Origin of the sequence: Allomuricauda sp. XS_ASV26 (genome assembly GCF_041224615.1) — a bacterium.
GTDB lineage: Bacteria > Bacteroidota > Bacteroidia > Flavobacteriales > Flavobacteriaceae > Flagellimonas > Flagellimonas alginolytica.
The window spans coordinates 36,185-55,904 of the sequence record NZ_JBGFGK010000026.1; the positions used below are offsets into that span (position 1 = coordinate 36,185).

Here is a 19,720-nt window from a genome sequence, read left to right on the forward strand (position 1 = left end):
CGGTTAAAAAAGAGTGGGTTGTAGCCAAAGCGATCGGAATTTTTTATTGGGATCGTACATATCCGCCTGCCGTTTTGTGTTAAAAGTTCTGTTTCGCGGGTCGTTGCCCACACCACTGTTGTACATCCAGTTGCCCCAATTGCTGTGTACGTCGTAGTCTATGAGCATCGATTCAAAATAGGCGGCCCCTATTCGCCAATCTTGTTGTAGGTGTTTGGACCAAAAACTGGCCACGTTCTGTCTGCCACGGTTGCTCATCCATCCGGTTTGTTTTAGTTCGATCATATTGGCGTTTACAAAATCATCATTGGTTTCCCCGTTGATCCATGCCATTTTGACATCTTGTATTGTGTGCCAGTCATATTTTTTGTGAAGAATGCCTTCCAATTTAAAAATATCATTTCCGTGTTTTAACGAAATGTATTTGAAGTAATCACGCCAAATCAGCTCAAAAACCAACCAATACGTATCCTGATTCTTTTTTATTTCCTTTTCAAATCGTCTTATTTCCCAATAGATGGTTCGAGCGGAAATACTTCCATTGGCCAACCAGGGTGAGAGTTTGGAGCTGTAATCGGTGCCGGTAAGTCCGTTTCTCGTTTTTTTATAGTAGGCCAGTTTTTTGGTGTCCCAAAAGTAATGTTGTATGCGCATTCGGGCATTTTCCTCGCCACCTTTGTACGGAAAGGCGGACCTGTAATCTGTTTTAAAATCTAAGAACCCAAGACTTTCCAATGTTGGGACTTTAGTGTTGGGGTCTACTTGATTTTCTATGGGAAATACTTTGGGCAAAGTAAAACATTGTCTCACCGAGGAATATTTTTCGCATTTTTTTCGAAAAAGTGTGAATATTGAAGGGATTTGTGCAGGGGAGGCAAAGGGAATGTCATCGGGATGAAATAGGAATTGGTCGAAGGTCTTATGCAAAACAGTCCCTTTGGGTAATAGATTTTGAACATTTTGTACGGTTTGTTTCTCTTCAGAGGTCCATTCGTTCTGTACAAAAACGGCATCTATAATAAATTGCCTCACCAAATCAGGTATAACATCCTCTGGCTTTTCTTGGTAAACATAAAGAGTGATATTGAGTGCTTTTAAATTTTCATGAAGCTGTTGAACCGTTTCCAATAGAAATTTTGCCCTGAAGCGTTCCGTTTTCTTGAATCCAAATTTATCCGTTTCGAATTGCCTAGGGTCAAAACAATACAGGGCTATTAACCTATTGGCCTTGGCGGCCAGATGCAAAGCTTCGTTGTCGTGTACCCGTAAATTATTTCCAAACCAAATTAGGCTAGTTGTCATGTTTGTTCTTGTTTTTTCTGCAGTGTGCGCTGCAATAAATTACGTTTTCCCAATCTTTCGCCCATTTTTTTCGCCAAGCAAAAGGTCTTTGGCAAACCGGGCAATGTTTTAGAGGTAAATATGTTTTAAGATGTGCCAACCCAATCAATAATGTTTAATAAAAATACAAAATTATTAAACAAAAATAATTGAAAATGGAAGGGAAACCATTATTTGGAACTGTTCAAGGCCAAAATGCTTATTTTTACTATTTAATTAGAATTTGGCCCAGTGGGCATTTATGGTACAGACTCCAAAAAATATAGCCATCATCGGTTCCGGATTGGTGGGCTCTTTGTTAGCGATTTATCTCCGAAAAATTGGACACAAGGTCACAGTTTTTGATAGAAGGCCGGATATTAGGACAATCAAGTTTTCTGGCAGGTCCATTAATTTGGCCATGAGCAATAGGGGTTGGCGCTCCCTCAATGCAGTAGGTATTGGTGAAAAGATCAAGGATATAGCCATTCCGTTGGATAAAAGGGCCATGCACGTTAACGATAAGCCCGTATATTTTCAAAAATATGGGAAGGAAGGGGAGGCCATCTGGTCCATTTCTCGCGGTATTTTGAACAAACGGATGATCGATTTGGCCGAAGAAGCAGGAACGGTGTTCAGGTTCGACGAAAAAGTGTGGGACGTTAACCTGCCCGAAGCTAAAATTTATACGGGGGAAACCGAAAAAGGAAAGTGGACGGAATATCAGTTCGATATCATTTTTGGTTGCGATGGTGCGTTTTCCAGAGTGCGCCACAAAATGCAACGTAGGAGTAGGTTTGATTATTCACAAGATTTTATCGATGTAGGGTATAAGGAACTTACCATACCAGCCAACGAGGATGGAACCCATAAGCTGGATAAAAACTCTTTTCATATATGGCCGCGAGGTGAGTTTATGCTCATTGCCATGCCCAATATTGATGGTAGTTTTACCTGTACCCTGTTTTTACCGTTTGAAGGGAAGGTGTCTTTTGAAAGTTTAACCACTGTGGATGCGGCGAAGGCATTTTTTAAGGAGTATTTTCCCAACGTGCGCAAGGAAATCGAGAATTTGACCAAAGATTTTTTTCAAAACCCAACCAGCGCCATGGTGACCATGAAATGTTATCCTTGGACCTATTGGAACAAAGTTGCTCTGGTCGGTGATTCGGCACACGCCATTGTGCCTTTTTATGGTCAGGGCATGAATGCCGGTTTTGAGGATATATTTATCCTTAACAAACTTATGGAGAAATATGGGGACGATTGGGACACTATTTTTTCCGAGTACCAAAAGGAACGTAAGCCCAATGCAGATGCCATTGCCGAGTTGAGCTATCGAAATTTTGTGGAGATGAGCCGTAAAACGGCAGACCCTAAGTTTTTGCTACAGAAAAAAATTGAAAAGCATTTTGCGGCCCTACATCCGGAGAAATGGATTCCTGTTTACAGTCGGGTCACATTTTCGGACAGGCCCTACGCCGAAGCTCTTGCTATTGGGGATATGCAGGAAGCCATTATGAAACAAGTGATGCAAATACCGAATATTGAAGAAAAGTGGGATTCCAAGGAAGTTGAAGAAATGATTCTGGAGTTGTTGTAGGCAAGTCAGGTCAATGGTCTTTTTCCCCGAAATCAAGAAGCCTATTGTTTAGTCGGATATTAATTTCGCGAATACCTTGAACTCTTCCGAAAAACCAATTTGGTTTCTGAAAAGGGTAGAAGCAATACTCAACCATCTACTGGGTCGGGATTTGCTCATCGCTTTTTTATTTTGATTAACTACATAAAAAAAACCACCTTTTAAGGTGGCTTCTATATTTTAGTTCAAGTTTTAGGATTAAAGCTTTGCGAAAAGCTTTTCCATTCTTTCTTGTTCTTCTTCGGCCAATAGCGGATCTACCAAAATCCTACCACTGTGCTCGTCTGTAATAATTTTTTTGCGCGAAGCTATCTCTACCTGAACCTGTGGAGGAATCGTGAAAAAGGAACCACCTGAAGCACCTCGCTCTACAGGAACCACGGCCAAACCGTTTTTTACATTGTGACGGATTCTTTTGTAGGCCTTCACCAAACGCTCTTCAATCTGCTCTTCGTACTCTTCAGATTTTTTCAAAAGCGCTTTTTCCTCTTTTTCGGTTTCTGCAAGAATAGCATCCAATTCGCCTTTTTTGTGTTTTAAATGGCTTTCGCGCTCGGACAATTTTTCTTTGGTCTGGGAAATTACTTCCTTTTTCTGTTCAATTTGCGCTTTGAACTCTTTAATGTTCTTTTCGGCCAATTGAATCTCCAATTCTTGGAACTCCACTTCCTTGCTCAGGGAATTAAATTCACGGCTGTTCCTCACGTTCTTTTGTTGCTCGCTATATTTTTTGATCAGCGACTTGGACTCTTCAATAAGATTCTTTTTGGCAGTAATCTCAAAGTTGATGGTCTCAACATCCGTTTTTAATTTGTCCATTCTGGTTTTTAGACCAAGAACTTCGTCTTCCAAGTCTTGTACTTCCAAAGGCAATTCGCCTCTAACGTTGCGGATTTCATCCACTCTGGAATCAATAAGCTGTAGATCGTATAGTGCTCTCAACTTTTCCTCCACAGTGTTTTCTTTCTTGTTCGCCATATATTTTATAAATACTTGATGGGATTCGTTATACTCTCCGATAAAGAGACTGCAAAATTAGGAATTTTTTTCGTAAGATAATCAACCAATAAATCTTTTGTAAACTGCTCAGTTTCAAAGTGCCCAATATCGGCGACCACCATTTGGTTTTCTGCACGGTAAAAATCGTGGTATTTTAGATCGGCAGTTACATAGATATCTGCACCGGATTTACTGGCAGCTTCTATGGCAAATGCACCACTACCGCCCAAAACAGCGACTTTGTTTACCTTTTTGCCCAAGAGTTCGGAATGGCGGACGACCGATGCGTTCATCCGCTCCTTGACCATTAGCAGAAACGCTTTTTCCGTTAGTTCTGTCTCCAATGTGCCGATCATGCCCATTCCAAGATCTTGATTGGTGTTTTCGAGGGTGATAATCTCATAGGCCACTTCCTCGTATGGATGGGATGAAAAGAGCGCTTTTAAAATAGCACTTTCTTTTTCAAAGGAATAGACCACATTGATTTGCGTCTCTTTTTCAAAATGGACTTCCCCAACTTTTCCTACAGATGGGTCGGCCCCGCTCTCTGCTTTAAAACTCCCGATACCTTCCAGGCTATAACTGCAATTGCTGTATTTGCCTATTTCGCCGGCCCCTGCCTCAAAAAGGGATGTTTTTATTTTTTCTGCGTCTGCCAAGGGAGCGTATGTGGTCAGTTTTTTAATACTCTTGGCTTTTGGAATCAGGATTTTTGGATTTTTAATGCCTAGGACCTCACAGATTTTGGCATTGACCCCCATTATGTTATTGTCCAGTGCCGTATGCATGCTGTAAATGGCAATGTTGTTGGCAATGGCCTTGAGCACCACTCGTTCAACATAATTGCTTCCGGTAAGTTTTTTTAAACCTTTAAATATAATGGGATGAAAGCTTACGATCAAATTACAATTTTTGGCAATGGCTTCGTCCACCACATTCTCCAAAGTGTCCAAGGTGACCAAAATACCCTTGACCTTCATTTTGGGGTTGCCCACCAGTAAACCTACATTGTCAAAATCCTCTGCATGGGCCAAAGGGGCCAATTCCTCTAGCGTTTTTGCTATTTCGTTAACGGTCATTTTAAAATTGTTAAGTGTGCTAAAGATAAAATATTATATTTTCGTTCAATGCTTAAAGTACTCCGCATTTTAGCGTTTCCGGTTTCCTTGGTCTACGGTCTGGTGGTTTGTGTTCGAAACCTCTTGTTCGATACGGGTATTTTTTCTTCAAAATCCTATTCTACCCCGACTATTTGTGTTGGAAACTTAAGCGTAGGCGGCACCGGCAAAACTCCGATGACAGAATATTTGCTGCGTTTGTTGCAGGGGCGGGAAGCTGCCGTTTTAAGTCGTGGTTATAAGCGTAAGTCCGAGGGGTTTTATATGGCCGGTACAGGGGCAACGGTTTTGGAATTGGGTGACGAACCGTATCAAATACATCAAAAATTTCCTGAAGTTGCCGTTGCGGTAGATGCTGATAGGCGCAATGGTATTGAGCAGTTGGAAAGCTCGGTAAATCCGGAAATCATTGTGCTGGACGATGCTTTCCAACACCGAAAGGTAAAGCCGACATTTTCTATTTTGCTCACTACTTATCAAAACTTATATGTGAACGATTGGTATTTGCCGACGGGCAGGCTTCGGGATAGCAAAAAAGAAGCAAAACGAGCTGATTTGATAATTGTTACCAAGTGCCCCGAGTTGCTAAAGGAGCATGAAAGAAAGATCATTACGGCCAAGTTGCGACCCATGGAACATCAAAAAGTGCTGTTTGCATCGCTAAAATACCAAGATTTTGTAACCGATGGCGGTGAAAACAAGCTTCCGCTAGCTAAATTGGGTGAAAAGAATATTGCTTTGGTAACGGGTATTGCATCACCAAGGCCGCTAGAAAAATACCTAGAGTCCCAAGGTGTTGGTTTCAAGCATTTTGAGTTTGGGGACCATCATCATTTTTTGGACAACGACATTGATCAATTTAAAGATTTTGAACTGATCTTGACCACGGAAAAGGATTTTGTTCGATTAGAGGGTAGGGTAGAGCACCTTTATTATTTGGAAGTTGCCCATAGCTTTTTTGCTGGTGATGATGAGGTTTTAAAGAAATCGATCGAAGGATTGCTTTAAACGGAACCTTCTTCCATCTTTCTTCTAAAGATATTTTCCCCGATTTTTTGGTAAAACACTTCAGGTTTAAACGGTTTTGTGACCACATCGTTACAGCCTGCTTCGTAAAAACTGTCAAGGCTGTCGTCCAAAGATATTGCCGTTAGTGCGATTATGGGGATGCGTTGGTCGAACTTGCGTATTTGTCGTGTTGCTTCCTCGCCGCTAATCCCCGGCATGTGAATATCCATCAAAATAGCGTCGTAGGTGTTGTTTTTGGCCAAATCTATAGCCTCGTTTCCATTGTTGGCAATATCGCAGGTAATCTCTTTTTTGGTAAGCATTTTTTTGGTGATTACCTGGTTGATCTTATTGTCCTCGACCACCAATACGTGTAAACCTTTGAACTGAAATTCCTCTGGGTTGAGCTCAAACGCGACCTCTTCGCCGACCTTGCTCTCGAAATCCACATCCATTTCAAAAAAGAAAGAACTTCCTTGGCCCAGTTCACTTTCCAACTGTATGGTACTGCCAAAAAGGCCCAATAAGCTTTTAACAATGGTTAGTCCGAGACCGGTTCCCCCGTATTCCCTGTTAATTTGGATAGATCCTTGCTCGAAGCTATCAAAAATATTCTGTTGTTGGTCTTCCGAAATGCCGATTCCATTGTCCCTCACCTCAAAATAGAGTTTTGCTTGGTCTTCTTCTTTTTTAAGGAGTTTAGCAATTACTTCTACTTTGCCATTTTTGGTGAATTTGAGGGCGTTGCCCACAAGGTTCATAAAAATTTGGGAAAGTTTTATGGGGTCGCCCAATAGTTTTTTGGGAATGGTCGGGTCATAATCCAAAACAAGCTCGGTACGCTGTTCATGGGCATTTTGTTGGAGCGATTCCATAACGTCGCTCAGTACTTTGTCGAGTTTAAATTCTATGCTCAGCGGCTCAAGTTTGTCTGCGTCAATTTTATTGATCTGAAGGATATCGTTAATAAAATTGAGCAAGTATTCCCCAGAAAATTTTAAGGATTTTAAATGTTCTTTTTGATGTTCCGAAGGATTTTCTTCAAGTAAAAGATGGGTGAGCCCGGTTACCGCATATAAAGGGGTTCTTAGCTCATGGGTCACCGTGGACAAAAAGTTGGTTTTTGCTTCCATGGCCGAGACCGCTGCGTCCCTGGCCAGCTCCAATTCTTTGTTTTTGGTGTAAAGAAGGTCGTTGGTTTTTAATTTGATCTGATTGTTCCGGAAAAGCGAAACTGCCAAAAGCGAGATGATGGTTAAAAATGCGGAGGTTAAAATTGCCGTGATTTCGGAACGGTTTTTTGATTCGCTCAACTCTTCGTTCTTGGCCTGCAGCTTATTGAGTTCGTTCATTTGATGATCGAAACGGATTTTGTCCGCAGTGGAAGCATCCAATTTTGCTTTTTCCATATTAAATATGGAGTCCTTTATTTGGGCCAGACCTTTGGCATACATCAACGACTCGTTATAGTTTCCGTTGGATTCGTAGATAAGGGACAATTGCTCGTATGCATTTTTTATTTCTTGTGCGTAACCATGTTTTTCGGCCAATTCCAGTGCTGCCTTTGCATGGATTGTGGCTTCTTCCAGGTCGTTGAGGATAACACTTATTTTGGCCAGTTCAAGATTTGCTTTTGTTGCCAAGAACGTTCTTTCCTTATCATCGGAATTAACAATAAGTGCGTGTAGGTTGGTTATGGCATCGTCAAACTTTTCTATGTTGGAATAGATATAGGCCTCGAGCAATAGAATGTTGTTGGTAAGGTTTCTGTTGTTGCTCAGTTTCCTGGATTCTTCCAATTGTTTTAGCGCCTGGAAGTTGTTGCCCTCATCAAATCTAAGTGCACCATCCAAGAATAGATGGAAGGCTTGACCGTAGGAATAGGAGGTGTCCTTTAAAAAATCCCCTGCTCTTTCCAGATAGAATATAGCAGTGTCCACATCTCCTTGTTCTAAGAATAAACGGGCATATTGGTGGTAGGTGTCCACTAAGAGCTTTGTGTCCTCGTTACTTTCTGCAATATTCGCGGCTTGGTCCAATGTTTCCAGCGCCTTGTCTATTTTATTCTGGTGACGATAGGTCATGAATGTATCAAAAATAGACTTTACGTCGGATGTGGAATTACTTTCGTTTTGACCAAAAAAGAGTTGTGTGCATAATAAAATGCACAAGAGCAATAGCGGTTGTTTGGCTACTTTAATGTTACCTAGGTCAATATTCAAACGTAGTTTTTCTTAATGAGCAAAGCTATTAAATCGATAATTCTGGAGCAATACCCAGTTTCGTTATCGTACCATCCAATGATTTTTACCATTTTACCGATCACTGAGGTCATCAAAGAATCAAACGTACAAGAATAACAACTATTGTTTATATCGATAGAAACGATAGGGTCTTCGGTATAATTGAGGATGCCCTTAAGATCGGTTTCGGCCTTTTCCTTAAAGGTAGTGTTTATTTTTTCAATGCTGGTTTCGTTTTTTACATTGAAAGTGATGTCGGTCAAAGAACCATTGGGTACCGGAACCCGAATTCCACATCCCCCAATAACATTGGACAATTCCGGAAAAATACTTGTTAAGGCTTTGGCGGCCCCTGTGGTTGTTGGGATTATGGACTGGCCTGCGGCACGGGACCTTCTTAGGTCTCGATGTGGGCTATCGTGTAAACTTTGATCGGAGGTATAGGAGTGTACCGTTGTTATGTAGGCTTGTTCAATTCCGCACAATTCGTTGATTACCTTGATCATTGGAGCAGCATTGTTGGTTGTGCACGAGGCATTGGAGATAATGGTGTCATCCGCTTGGATGATTTCCTCGTTTACCCCCAAAACCACCATTTTAATGGTTTCATCTACGGGCGGGACCGATAGTATTACTTTTTTAGCGCCATTTTTTACATGGAACTCCAGATCTTCGCGTGCTTTGAACTTACCCGTGGATTCGACAACAACATCGACCCCATAGGATTTCCAATCAATTTCCTTGGGGTGTTTGTGGTTTAGCACCGGTATTTCCCTTTCGTTCACCACAATATGATTTCCCTTTTGGCCCACGTTGGCGTTTATTGGGCCATGGATACTGTCGTACTTGAGCAAATGGGCGAGGGTTTTGGTATTGGCCAAATCGTTGATCGCCACTACTTGGATGTTCGGATGTTTTAGCAAGAGTCTGAACAGTGTTCTGCCGATACGGCCAAAACCATTGATGCCAACCGTTATATTTTTCATGATTTAGAGTGCACGATGCTATTGAATGTGTTTATGGGCTTTGTAGGATGACCGGACCAACGCTCCGCTCTCTACATGTCTAAAGCCCATTTTTAACCCTATTTCCTCATATTTTTTGAACTGTTCCGGTAAGATAAACTGTTTTACGGGAAGGTGTTTTTTGGAAGGTTGTAGATATTGGCCAATAGTAACTACGTCCACATCGACTTTCCTTAGGTCTTCCATGGTTGTGATGACTTCGTGTTCCTCTTCACCAAGCCCTAACATTATTCCTGATTTGGTTCGGTTGGCCCCGTTCTTTTTTAAGTAATCAAGTACTTCGAGGCTACGTTCGTATTTGGCCTGAATTCTAACTTCGCGGGTTAATCGTTTTACGGTTTCCATGTTGTGCGATATTACCTCTGGGGCAACATTAAGGATTCTGTTCAAATGAGTAGCAATACCTTGAAAATCTGGAATTAAGGTTTCCATGGTTGTTTCTGGGTTCATTCGTCTAACGGCTTTTACCGTTTCTGCCCAGATTATGGAGCCCATATCCTTAAGGTCGTCCCTATCTACCGATGTTAGGACCGCATGTTTGATATTCATTATTTTAATGGAGCGTGCCACTTTTTCCGGCTCTGCCCAGTCCACGGATTCCGGTCTTCCGGTTTTAACGCCGCAAAAACCACAGGAGCGCGTGCAAATATTTCCTAAGATCATAAAAGTGGCAGTGCCCTCTCCCCAGCATTCTCCCATGTTCGGGCAGCTACCAGAGGTACAAATGGTGTGGAGGTCGTACTTGTCCACCAAGCCTCTGAGCTGGGTGTATTTTTTTCCAGTAGGGAGTTTAACTCTTAGCCATTTTGGCTTTCCCTTGGGCGGATGAACGTTTTCTGCAACACTAGTGCTCATACAACAATTTTAGATTTACAAAGATACGAAACTGGCAAGTAAACTTTAGTCCTTGATTGGGGTCACTTTTTTTTGATGATTTCCGCCAAAAGTTTTTTTGCCCGGAGCAACTTTACCTTCACATTGTTTACCGGTTCGTCCAATTCTTTGGCAATATCGGCATAGCTCAACTCCTGAAAGTACCTCAAATTGATTACTTTTTGGTAATGGGGCTTAAGTTTTTTGATATGCTGAAGAAGGTGGGCCAGGTTTTGTTCTGTGATCAGTCGGTCTTCGGCGGTAGGGGTTTCGTCCAACACTTTTTTAACTTCGTCTCCCCGTGATTCCATTTCGTTCATTAGACTTCTTTTTCGTTTACGCAGAAGATCTACATGAAGATTTTTGGAAATGGTAATGAGCCAAGTTTTAAACTCATAGGACTCGTCGTAAGTGTCGATTCTGTCAAAAGCCCGCGAAAATGTTCGTATGGTAATGTCCTCCGCATCGTTCTCATTTTTGGTGCGGAGCATCTGAAAACCATAAACATCGTTCCAAAAAGTATCCAAAAGGGTACTAAAGGCAATTTGGTTGCCTTGTTTTGCCTTTTGTATGATTTCCTTGATGGATTCGTCGGGTTTTTCCAAAAAAAATGAATTGCCTTATTGTTGGTTCGAGGCGTTAAGGGGTATCGGTGACCGTGTCTTTTTTACAATCTTGTTCTTCGGGAAGTTTTCCGCAAAACCCGCAGGCCTGTCCGTCTTTGTTCAAAAAAGGGTTCTGACTTGCGCAAGTACCGGCAAATTCACCGTTCTTTTTTGCCCAAATCTTGATCGCGATTCCTGCAAATCCTATGGCTAACAATCCAATGGTAACTAATGCTAACTTCATGTTCCAACTTTTTACAAAGGTACAAAATACCTTTTATAGGTCGGTAAGTTTAAGGTTTCTTTAAACCGGGGTTTAATATTTAATGTTTGCCACAATGTTGTCCACGGATGGAGCGCTATTGCCCCCTTTTGGCTCTATGGTGATATAACCTACGGCGTTATCGGCATAGGGTAGGGCAAGGAGTTTGTCTTTTTCATCAAAATTTTTGATGACCCCCAGGTTTACGAGCTCACCATTCACCTCCGCCCACATTTGGAAACATTTGTCCTCGGGAAGTTCAGGAACATTGCTCACATTGATGTATGACAGCTTTTTTACCGGATTTATATAGGCAATGGCCTTAAGCTCTTTGCCTTCTTTTTGTCCTTTGACCTGATATTTTTTGGTCGCCGGATTGTTCAAGACAATAAATTGGTTTCGCATGTCCGCCAATTGGTCTTTCATGTTGTTTTCCAAATACTTGATCTGGTTGGTCACCATGGTATTTTCTTCTTGAAGGGTTTTGTTCTGGTTCCAGAAGAAAATGGATGACCCGGCAAAAATCATGATGGCAACACTCGCAGCAATGGCGTAACGGAAGAATCTTTTGCTTACCATGGATTCTTTCTTGGCGCTGGCAATTATAATTTCCTTAAGGCCTTCTGGGGTCTTTTTAGCATATAAATTAGCGAAGGTTTCCAAGTTCTTTTGCAACTCATCGTAGGTTTCCCTTACTTCGGGGTACATGGCAATATACCTTTCCGCCTTTTGGGTCTCATCCTTGGTGGTGTCGCCCAATAGGTATTTTTCTAAAATGTCGGATTCTAAAAATAGTTTTACTTTTTCCTTCATGACAATAGGTTTAGAATAAGGAGCAAGGACATAGTGGTTCCGTAAATTTTTCCAAGTTCGCGAAGTCCTATTTTTAATCTGGATTTAATCGTACCCAATGGAATGTCCAGTTCTTCACTTGCCTCCTGCTGCGTCATTCCTTCAAAAAATAGAGCTTCTAGAACAATTCTGTATTTGTCTTCAATTTTATCCAAGTTTTCTTGGATATCGAGATGTTCGGGATTTATTCCTTTGACTCCTACATTATATACGTCGGAAACATCTATTTGGATTTCCTTATCGGATTTATTTGCAACGCTGCGAAGCTTGTCTATGGCCGTATTGCGCACTATGCGGAACAACCATGTGAACAATTTGGCTTTTGAGGCGTCGTAGGTATCTGCTTTTTTCCAGATTTTGATGAAACTTTCTTGCAGCACATCTTGTGCAAGTTCTTCATCTTTTACCACTTTATATGCCACACCAAAGAGCGTATCGCCGTAGTTTTCATACAATAGGGAAATGGCCTTGTCGTCTTTTTCCGCTAACAATGAAACAATATGTCTCTCTATCAGTGTGCTCATTTAAGATGTTTTGGTAATTTTTTCAAGGGGCAAAAGTCTAAAATAGGATTTATCTCGTATATAAAACAAAGCTAAAGTAGAAAATGCTTTTCGACTTTGGTGTATTACAATGAATTTATGGGCGCTATGCCCTTACAACATAGATAAATTTGGTTAGTTTGGTTTGGTATAACCCTCGTTATTGTTAGCAATGCGAGGGTTATTTTATGATGTTTACTTCTGGTTGCAACTTAATTTTATAGGTGTTTTTTACTTTCTCCTGAATTTTTTTTGATAGATCTAGAATTTCTTGCCCGGTGGCATTGCCATAATTTACCAGGACAAGGGCTTGTTTTTCGTGCACCCCGGCATCGCCGAAACGTTTTCCCTTAAATCCACATTGTTCAACCAGCCAGCCAGCAGGAATTTTATATTTATTCTCCTCCAGCTCATAATAAGGGGCATTGGGGTGGAGTTTTATAAATTTGTCAAATGCTTTTTTCGATATCACCGGGTTCTTAAAAAAACTCCCACTATTTCCAATTTTCTTTGGGTCGGGCAACTTACTTTCCCTGATGGCAATAACGGCGTCCGATACATCTTTAACGGTAGGATGCACAATTTCCCTATTTTTTAGCTCGTTTTCTATGGAGCCGTACCCCGTATGTAGGGCATGATTTTTTTTGGTGAGCCTTAGAGTCACGGAAGTAATAATATATTTATCCTTGGCGTGGTTCTTAAAAATAGAGTCCCTATAACCAAATTCGCAGGCCTCATTGTTGAACCCTTCAAGCTCGCCGGTTTCTATATTCATGGCGGCACAGGAAACAAACACATCTTTTAGTTCAACACCATATGCACCTATATTCTGTATGGGCGCCGTGCCTACATTGCCCGGTATTAAGGATAGGTTTTCCAGACCGCCATAACCCTGTTCCAAGCTCCACATTACAAGGCTATGCCAGTTTTCGCCGGCCATAACTTTTACCTCTACACTGTTTTCATCTTCCTCAACAACGGTTATGCCCTTGAGTTTAATGTGGATTACCAGACAATCGATATCCTTGGTGAGCAGCATATTGCTCCCACCGCTTATAATAAACTTTTTAGGGTATGCCTTTAACTCAAGTACCTTTTGTAATTGAACCAGTCCGGTAATCTCAACAAAAAACCTAGCGTTAACATCTATACCAAAGGTGTTATAGTTTTTTAAGGATATGTTTTCTTGGATTTCCACTAATCTTTATACTTATTTAGGGCGCTTCGCAAGATTTGGACTGCTTTTACAAGTTGCTCTTTTTCTAGCACATAGGCAATTCTGATCTGATTTTTTCCCAATCCGGGCGAAGCATAAAATCCTGCTGCTGGGGCCACCATAACCGTACTCCCGTTGAGTTCATAATTTTCCAGGAGCCATTGAGCAAAATCATCGGCATCTGCTATGGGCAATTCTACCACGCAATAAAAAGCGCCTTGGGGGACAGCTACTTTTACGCCGTCTATTTTTTTTAGTTCTGAAATAAGGGTATCCCTTCTGGCAACATACTCGGTGATAACATTATCAAAATATTCCTGTGGTGTCTCCAGAGCCGCCTCGCTGGCAATTTGAGCAAAGGTAGGAGGGGATAAACGGGCCTGTGCAAATTTCATTGCTGTTTGTATAACCTCGGTATTTTTGGAAATCAGACAGCCGATTCGTGCGCCGCACATACTGTAACGTTTGGATACCGAGTCCACGACGATCGCATTTTCTTCCAAGCCTTCCAACTGTAAAATGGAATAATGTTCACGGCCATCATAAGCAAATTCCCTGTAAACTTCATCGGCGATCAAAAACAGATTGTGCTTTTTTACCAATTCTGCCAATTGCTCAATCTCTGCTTTGCTATATAGGTAGCCTGTTGGATTGCCCGGATTGCAAATAAGGATTGCTTTTGTTCTTGGCGTGATGAGCTCTTCAAACTTAGAGATGGGAGGAAGTGCAAAGTTATCATTGATAGAAGATACAATAGGTTTTACCTTTACCCCCGAGGCAGTGGCAAAACCGTTGTAATTGGCATAGAACGGCTCTGGAATAATAATTTCGTCATCGTTGTCCATTATGGTCCCCATGGCAAAAGAGAGTGCTTCCGAGCCTCCTGTCGTCACAATAATTTCGTCGGCACTTACCCTAATATCCTGTTTGGCATAATAATCGGCGATCTTTTTTCGATAGGCTTCGGAACCTTGTGTCATGCTGTACTCCAAAACCTCAATGTTGTGGTTTCTTACCGCGTCCAGCGCAACTTTTGGAGTTTTTATGTCGGGTTGACCAATATTCAGGTGGATAACATGTACACCTCTTTTTTTTGCTGCTTCCGCAAAGGGAACCAATTTACGAATTGGTGACGCAGGCATTTGTCTTCCTTTATTGGAGATACTTGGCATGGGTTAAATTTTTGACAAAAATGAGAAAACCTGTTATTGCAAACAACAACTTTTACATTTAATTCCTTGATTATCGAAATGTTAAAATCCGCAATACTTTACCCTCTTATTTGTATATTTAATACATATGGTAAGTTGATTGTAAGTATGTTGAGGAAAAAATCTATATTTTTTACACTTTTACTATTTGTGCCCCTATGGATGGTTGCACAAGGATTTAGATTGCCCAAAGGTGAAAGATTTGAAAAAATCAGATTTGAGCTTATCAATAATCTGATCATAGTTCCGGTCGAGATTAATGGAACGGAACTTACATTTATTCTGGATTCCGGGGTAAGTAAGCCAATACTCTTTAACCTTTCCGAATCGGATTCCGTATCGATCAACAATGTTTCCGAAGTTACCATAAGGGGACTGGGCGATGGGGAGCCCATGAAAGCATTGAGCTCCAAAGGCAATATTTTCAAGTTCGGAAAAGCAAATAACTTTTCGCAAGACCTGTATGTGGTCATGGATAGAAATATCAATTTTTCCACATCCCTTGGAATTCCCGTACATGGAATTATGGGTTACGACCTATTCCGCGATTTTATCGTTGAGGTTAATTACGGAGCAAACAGATTAAAATTGCATAATCCCGAAACGTACACGTATAGAGAGAGCAAAAGGGCACAGACCATTCCTTTAGTGGTGGACAAACGAAAAGCCTATATTGAGGGTATGGTCCTTATGAAGGATACAGCCAATATTCCGGTAAAACTATTGGTCGATACTGGAAGTAGTGATGCACTTTGGTTGTTCCCTGAACCGGAAAAAGGACTGGAAATCCCCGAAAAAAGCTATGATGACCATTTAGGGCGAGGGTTAAGTGGTGATATTTTCGGCAAAAGAAGTAAAATCAATGGGGTTCGTATAGGGGATTTTGAACTAGAAGAAGCAAAAGTGGCATTCCCGGACAGGGAATCTTTTCAAGGTTTGGATACTTTGGGCAACCGAAACGGAAGCCTGGGGGGAGAGGTTCTTAAGCGTTTTAATATGATTTTTGATTATGGCCGTGGATTGGTAACCCTGAAAAAGAATGGAAATTTCAAGGAGCCGTTTCAATATAACTTGGCAGGTATAGACCTTAAACATAATGGTCTGCGCTACATTGCGGAAAGTATTGCCGGGGTAAACGGGGTGGTCAAGAACGAGAACGGCAGTACTTTTGGGAATGTGCAAATTTTGCTGGAAAACAAAACAAGACTGAGTTTGGTACCGGAAATAGTGGTATCCGGTATTCGGGCCGGTAGTCCTGCGGCTGAGGCTGGTTTAAGGGAAGGCGATGTTATTTTGGCGGTGAATGGCAGAAATGTACATAAATATAAGCTTCAGGAAATTCTTAAAATGATAAACGACAAGGAGGGCAAACGTATTAAACTGTTGATAGAAAGATACAATCAAGATCTATTGTTCTCCTTTGTCCTCAAAAAAGTATTTGACGAACAGTAAAAACAAAACCCCAAAAACCATAGGTCTTTGGGGTTTATTTATTGTTCTTTTCTTGATCTATTTGGCTCCTGGGGATTTTACCGTCCCTTTTATTTTTAGAACCTTTGTAGGTGTGTCCGCATTCGAGGTAACCGTTATGGCCTTTCTGATCGGACCAACCCTATTGGTGTCATATTTCACCTCAATTTTGCCTGTTTTTCCTGGCATGATAGGCTCTTCCGGTTTTTTTGGAATTGTACAGCCACAGCTAGATCTAACATTGCTGATCACCAAAGGAACATTTCCAGTGTTGGTAAACTCAAATACACGGATACCATCACTGCCTCTTTCAATTTCCCCGTAATCAATAGTCTCGCTCTTAAATTCGATTTTAGCGGTTTCTTGAGCGTAAATCCCTAAGGATAAAAGCCCTACAAACAGCATGAGTACAGTTTTTTTCATCATTTTTGGTTTTTGGGTGAACTTCAAATGTAGATGTTTTGATACCTGCATCCAAAATTCTTTTGTTATAGAATAACGTTACTTATTTTTGTTTCGTATTTCTGGATTGGCTCTCATCCGAAGAATAGCGTAAAATTAACATTTGGCTTCCCCTTCAAAAAACCCAATCACAGTCCAATTAAACAAAAACTGTACCGAAAAATGGAGATTCCATCAAAATATGACCCAAAACGGGTCGAAGAACACTGGTATGCCTACTGGTCCGAGCACGATTATTTTAGTTCAAAACCGGACGAAAGGGAGCCTTACACCATAGTAATTCCTCCGCCGAACGTAACCGGAATCCTTCACATGGGCCATATGCTCAATAATACCATACAGGATGTATTGATCCGACGTGCAAGACTTTTGGGTAAAAATGCCTGTTGGGTGCCCGGTATGGACCATGCATCCATTGCCACCGAAGCCAAGGTGGTTGCCAAATTAAAGGCAGAAGGTATCGATAAATCCAAATTATCACGAGAGGAATTTCTAAAACATGCTTGGGATTGGACGAACGAGTATGGTGGTGTAATTCTTCAACAGTTAAAAAAACTGGGTTGCTCCTGCGATTGGGATCGAACAAAATTTACCATGGATGACGATATGTCAGCCTCGGTAATCAAGGTTTTTGTTGATTTGTACAATAAGGGTTTGATTTACAGAGGGTACAGAATGGTAAATTGGGACCCTGAGGCCAAGACCACGCTCTCCGATGAAGAGGTGATATATGAGGAAAGACAAGGAAACCTGTACTATTTGTCCTATGCCATAGAAGGTTCCGACGAGAAAGTGACCATTGCCACAACGCGTCCGGAGACCATATTGGGAGATACCGCGATCTGTATTAATCCCAACGATGAAAGATACCGTCATCTAAAAGGGAAAAAGGCGATTGTGCCAATCTGCGATCGGGTAATTCCCATTATTGAAGACGAATATGTAGATGTAGAGTTTGGTACCGGGTGCCTAAAAGTTACCCCTGCTCACGACGAGAACGATAAAAACCTTGGAGATAAGCACGATCTAGAGGTAATCGATATTTTTAATGAGGATGCTACCCTTAATTCCTTTGGACTGCACTACGAAGGCAAGGACAGGTTTGTGGTTCGAAAAGAAATCTCAAAAGAGCTAGAAGCCAAAGGTTATTTGGTAAAAACAGAGCAGCACATCAATAAAGTAGGCACGTCGGAAAGGACCAAGGCCGTAATTGAGCCTAGGCTGTCCGACCAATGGTTCCTTAAAATGGAAAACCTGGCCAAACCCGCTATAGAGGGCGTTTTGCAGACTAAAGATGTAAAATTGTACCCATCCAAGTTCGATAACACCTATCGCCATTGGATGGAGAATATCCGTGATTGGAACATATCCCGTCAATTATGGTGGGGACAACAAATCCCGGCCTATTATTATGGTGACGGAAAAGAAGATTTTGTGGTGGCCGAATCCCCAGAAGAAGCATTGGAACTGGCAAAGGCCAAAAAGCCGGGAATCCAGCAATCCGATTTGCGCCAAGATGCCGATGTGTTGGATACGTGGTTCTCATCTTGGTTGTGGCCCATTAGTGTTTTTGGAGGTATATTGGAACCCGACAATGAAGAGGTGAATTATTACTACCCCACCAGCGATTTGGTGACCGGTCCCGATATTTTATTCTTTTGGGTCGCAAGAATGATCATGGCCGGTTACGAATACAGAGGAAAACGACCGTTTGAAAATGTATACCTTACTGGATTGGTTCGGGACAAACAGCGACGAAAAATGTCCAAATCACTTGGAAATTCGCCCGACGCCCTAAAATTGATCGAGAATTTTGGTGCCGATGGAGTCCGTGTTGGACTTTTGTTGAGTTCTGCGGCCGGTAACGATCTGCTGTTCGATGAGGCACTTTGCCAACAAGGAGCAAACTTTGCCAATAAAATTTGGAACGCATTCCGATTGGTAAAAGGATGGGAAGTAGCGGATATTCCACAGCCCGAAGCAGCACAGAAAGGAATTCAATGGTACAAGGCCAAGTTTAATCAAACATTGGTCGAGATAGAGGACCATTTCTCCAAATATCGTATTTCCGATGCCTTGATGGCCATCTACAAATTGGTTTGGGACGATTTCTGCTCGTGGTTGTTGGAAATTGTAAAACCGGAATATCAAAAACCTATCGATCAAAAAACGTATGATGAGGTATTAAGTCTTTTCGAGGAAAACTTGAAATTACTTCATCCATTCATGCCATTTTTGACGGAGGAAGTATGGCAACACATTGCGGAGCGTTCACCGGAAGAAGCTTTGATCGTGGCAAAATGGCCAAAGGCCAAACAAGTGGATGCTGTGTTGATAGCCGAATTTGAATTTGCTTCCGAAGTAATATCAGGTGTCAGGACCATCAGAAAAGAAAAAAACATTCCCCAAAAGGATGCATTGGAGCTATTTATGATAAATGCCGAAGGAATAGGAGGGGGAATGGATGCCATAGTTCTAAAACTCGGAAACCTTACCAAAATGGAGTCGGTGGATGCCAGTTTGGACGGTGCCTTGACGTTTAGGGTAAAAAGCAACGAATATTTTATTCCGATCAGCGGGGCCATAGATGTTGAGGCGGAGATTGCAAAGATTACCGAAGAGCTCAATTATACCAAAGGATTTTTAAAATCCGTAGAAAAAAAATTGGGCAACGAGCGTTTTGTGAACAATGCACCGGAGCAAGTCGTTGCCATGGAGCGCAAAAAAGCCGCTGATGCCGAAGCCAAAATAGAGACCTTGGAAAAAAGTTTGGCCAGTTTGCAATAGTTTTGGATAAACATCAAAAAGATTAATAAAAGGGAAGCTTGCTTCCCTTTTCTTTTTTTTTATACTTTGGAGCCCGATAACCAAC

The 19,720-nt window shown here is 41.5% G+C and carries 18 protein-coding genes; 4 read left to right on the forward strand and 14 right to left on the reverse strand.

All coding sequences use genetic code 11. The annotated features are described in order from the left end of the window. Window positions 1-3: 3 nt before the first annotated feature. A complete protein-coding gene (locus AB9K32_RS00610) occupies window positions 4-1,302 on the reverse strand; it encodes a DASH family cryptochrome (protein WP_224837624.1) in 1,299 nt (432 codons plus the stop codon). Next, a complete protein-coding gene (locus AB9K32_RS00615) occupies window positions 1,292-1,450 on the reverse strand; it encodes a DUF2256 domain-containing protein (protein ID WP_369884069.1) in 159 nt (52 codons plus the stop codon). The genes AB9K32_RS00610 and AB9K32_RS00615 overlap by 11 nt, the downstream gene beginning before the upstream one ends. Before the next feature lie 132 nt (window positions 1,451-1,582). Between AB9K32_RS00615 and AB9K32_RS00620 the strand changes: the two genes are divergently transcribed. Continuing rightward, window positions 1,583-2,923 (forward strand): FAD-dependent oxidoreductase, encoded by a 1,341-nt coding sequence (locus AB9K32_RS00620; RefSeq protein ID WP_369884152.1) that lies wholly within the window; start codon window positions 1,583-1,585, stop codon window positions 2,921-2,923. Window positions 2,924-3,160: 237 nt separating this feature from the next. Here the strand turns inward: AB9K32_RS00620 and AB9K32_RS00625 are convergent, their stop codons facing one another. Both AB9K32_RS00625 and AB9K32_RS00630 read right to left on the reverse strand, forming a co-directional pair. After that, window positions 3,161-3,940, reverse strand: a complete 780-nt coding sequence (locus AB9K32_RS00625) for a zinc ribbon domain-containing protein (protein ID WP_224837627.1) — start codon at window positions 3,938-3,940, stop codon at window positions 3,161-3,163. A 5-nt stretch (window positions 3,941-3,945) separates the two neighbouring features. After that, on the reverse strand, window positions 3,946-5,040 hold the full coding sequence (locus tag AB9K32_RS00630; RefSeq protein ID WP_369884070.1) for a Nif3-like dinuclear metal center hexameric protein: 1,095 nt from the start codon (window positions 5,038-5,040) through the stop codon (window positions 3,946-3,948). Between the two features lie 48 nt (window positions 5,041-5,088). Here AB9K32_RS00630 and lpxK point away from each other — a divergent pair, with 48 nt between their 5' ends. Further along, entirely contained in the window at window positions 5,089-6,087 is a 999-nt protein-coding gene (gene lpxK / locus AB9K32_RS00635) for a tetraacyldisaccharide 4'-kinase (protein WP_369884071.1), read from the forward strand. On the opposite strand, the gene AB9K32_RS00640 is transcribed toward lpxK, so the two are convergent. The 9 genes from AB9K32_RS00640 to AB9K32_RS00680 form a co-directional block, all read right to left on the reverse strand. Next, the gene (locus tag AB9K32_RS00640; protein ID WP_224837630.1) at window positions 6,084-8,309 is read right to left on the reverse strand and encodes an ATP-binding protein; all 2,226 of its coding nucleotides are present in this window, start codon (window positions 8,307-8,309) and stop codon (window positions 6,084-6,086) included. The genes lpxK and AB9K32_RS00640 overlap by 4 nt on opposite strands. After that, the gene (gene gap / locus AB9K32_RS00645) at window positions 8,306-9,316 is read right to left on the reverse strand and encodes a type I glyceraldehyde-3-phosphate dehydrogenase (RefSeq protein ID WP_369884072.1); all 1,011 of its coding nucleotides are present in this window, start codon (window positions 9,314-9,316) and stop codon (window positions 8,306-8,308) included. Before gap ends, AB9K32_RS00640 begins: the two co-directional genes overlap by 4 nt. An 18-nt stretch (window positions 9,317-9,334) precedes the next feature. Next, a complete protein-coding gene (gene lipA / locus AB9K32_RS00650; protein ID WP_369884073.1) occupies window positions 9,335-10,210 on the reverse strand; it encodes a lipoyl synthase in 876 nt (291 codons plus the stop codon). Window positions 10,211-10,272: 62 nt separating this feature from the next. Next, a complete protein-coding gene (locus AB9K32_RS00655) occupies window positions 10,273-10,833 on the reverse strand; it encodes an RNA polymerase sigma factor (protein WP_224837633.1) in 561 nt (186 codons plus the stop codon). A 34-nt stretch (window positions 10,834-10,867) separates the two neighbouring features. After that, on the reverse strand, window positions 10,868-11,077 hold the full coding sequence (locus tag AB9K32_RS00660; protein ID WP_224837634.1) for a membrane or secreted protein: 210 nt from the start codon (window positions 11,075-11,077) through the stop codon (window positions 10,868-10,870). Window positions 11,078-11,149: 72 nt separating this feature from the next. Further along, window positions 11,150-11,908, reverse strand: coding sequence for an anti-sigma factor (locus tag AB9K32_RS00665; RefSeq protein ID WP_252080308.1), 759 nt, complete (start codon window positions 11,906-11,908; stop codon window positions 11,150-11,152). Further along, window positions 11,905-12,471, reverse strand: coding sequence for an RNA polymerase sigma factor (locus AB9K32_RS00670; protein ID WP_224837636.1), 567 nt, complete (start codon window positions 12,469-12,471; stop codon window positions 11,905-11,907). Before AB9K32_RS00670 ends, AB9K32_RS00665 begins: the two co-directional genes overlap by 4 nt. 199 nt (window positions 12,472-12,670) lie before the next feature. Then, the gene (gene murB / locus AB9K32_RS00675) at window positions 12,671-13,687 is read right to left on the reverse strand and encodes a UDP-N-acetylmuramate dehydrogenase (RefSeq protein WP_252080307.1); all 1,017 of its coding nucleotides are present in this window, start codon (window positions 13,685-13,687) and stop codon (window positions 12,671-12,673) included. Beyond that, on the reverse strand, window positions 13,687-14,877 hold the full coding sequence (locus AB9K32_RS00680; RefSeq protein ID WP_369884074.1) for a pyridoxal phosphate-dependent aminotransferase: 1,191 nt from the start codon (window positions 14,875-14,877) through the stop codon (window positions 13,687-13,689). Before AB9K32_RS00680 ends, murB begins: the two co-directional genes overlap by 1 nt. A 201-nt stretch (window positions 14,878-15,078) precedes the next feature. On the opposite strand from AB9K32_RS00680, the gene AB9K32_RS00685 reads away from it, so the two are divergent. Further along, complete coding sequence (locus AB9K32_RS00685) at window positions 15,079-16,368, forward strand: aspartyl protease family protein (RefSeq protein ID WP_224837639.1); 1,290 nt, start codon at window positions 15,079-15,081, stop codon at window positions 16,366-16,368. 57 nt (window positions 16,369-16,425) lie between these two features. On the opposite strand, the gene AB9K32_RS00690 is transcribed toward AB9K32_RS00685, so the two are convergent. Continuing rightward, on the reverse strand, window positions 16,426-16,812 hold the full coding sequence (locus AB9K32_RS00690) for a DUF1573 domain-containing protein (protein WP_252080304.1): 387 nt from the start codon (window positions 16,810-16,812) through the stop codon (window positions 16,426-16,428). A gap of 198 nt (window positions 16,813-17,010) precedes the next feature. On the opposite strand from AB9K32_RS00690, the gene AB9K32_RS00695 reads away from it, so the two are divergent. Next, on the forward strand, window positions 17,011-19,635 hold the full coding sequence (locus tag AB9K32_RS00695; RefSeq protein ID WP_369884075.1) for a valine--tRNA ligase: 2,625 nt from the start codon (window positions 17,011-17,013) through the stop codon (window positions 19,633-19,635). Window positions 19,636-19,720 lie beyond the last annotated feature (85 nt).

What these genes read in the sequence shown, in the direction of transcription:
- lpxK (WP_369884071.1), top strand. Translation starts at nt 5,089, where the DNA reads ATGCTTAAAGTACTCCGCATTTTAGCGTTTCCGGTTTCCTTGGTCTAC.
- AB9K32_RS00680 (WP_369884074.1), bottom strand. Translation starts at nt 14,877, where the DNA reads ATGCCAAGTATCTCCAATAAAGGAAGACAAATGCCTGCGTCACCAATT.
- AB9K32_RS00665 (WP_252080308.1), bottom strand. Translation starts at nt 11,908, where the DNA reads ATGAAGGAAAAAGTAAAACTATTTTTAGAATCCGACATTTTAGAAAAA.
- AB9K32_RS00625 (WP_224837627.1), bottom strand. Translation starts at nt 3,940, where the DNA reads ATGGCGAACAAGAAAGAAAACACTGTGGAGGAAAAGTTGAGAGCACTA.
- AB9K32_RS00695 (WP_369884075.1), top strand. Translation starts at nt 17,011, where the DNA reads ATGGAGATTCCATCAAAATATGACCCAAAACGGGTCGAAGAACACTGG.
- AB9K32_RS00620 (WP_369884152.1), top strand. Translation starts at nt 1,583, where the DNA reads ATGGTACAGACTCCAAAAAATATAGCCATCATCGGTTCCGGATTGGTG.
- AB9K32_RS00610 (WP_224837624.1), bottom strand. Translation starts at nt 1,302, where the DNA reads ATGACAACTAGCCTAATTTGGTTTGGAAATAATTTACGGGTACACGAC.
- AB9K32_RS00685 (WP_224837639.1), top strand. Translation starts at nt 15,079, where the DNA reads ATGGTTGCACAAGGATTTAGATTGCCCAAAGGTGAAAGATTTGAAAAA.
- AB9K32_RS00690 (WP_252080304.1), bottom strand. Translation starts at nt 16,812, where the DNA reads ATGATGAAAAAAACTGTACTCATGCTGTTTGTAGGGCTTTTATCCTTA.
- AB9K32_RS00670 (WP_224837636.1), bottom strand. Translation starts at nt 12,471, where the DNA reads ATGAGCACACTGATAGAGAGACATATTGTTTCATTGTTAGCGGAAAAA.
- AB9K32_RS00660 (WP_224837634.1), bottom strand. Translation starts at nt 11,077, where the DNA reads ATGAAGTTAGCATTAGTTACCATTGGATTGTTAGCCATAGGATTTGCA.
- AB9K32_RS00630 (WP_369884070.1), bottom strand. Translation starts at nt 5,040, where the DNA reads ATGACCGTTAACGAAATAGCAAAAACGCTAGAGGAATTGGCCCCTTTG.
- gap (WP_369884072.1), bottom strand. Translation starts at nt 9,316, where the DNA reads ATGAAAAATATAACGGTTGGCATCAATGGTTTTGGCCGTATCGGCAGA.
- lipA (WP_369884073.1), bottom strand. Translation starts at nt 10,210, where the DNA reads ATGAGCACTAGTGTTGCAGAAAACGTTCATCCGCCCAAGGGAAAGCCA.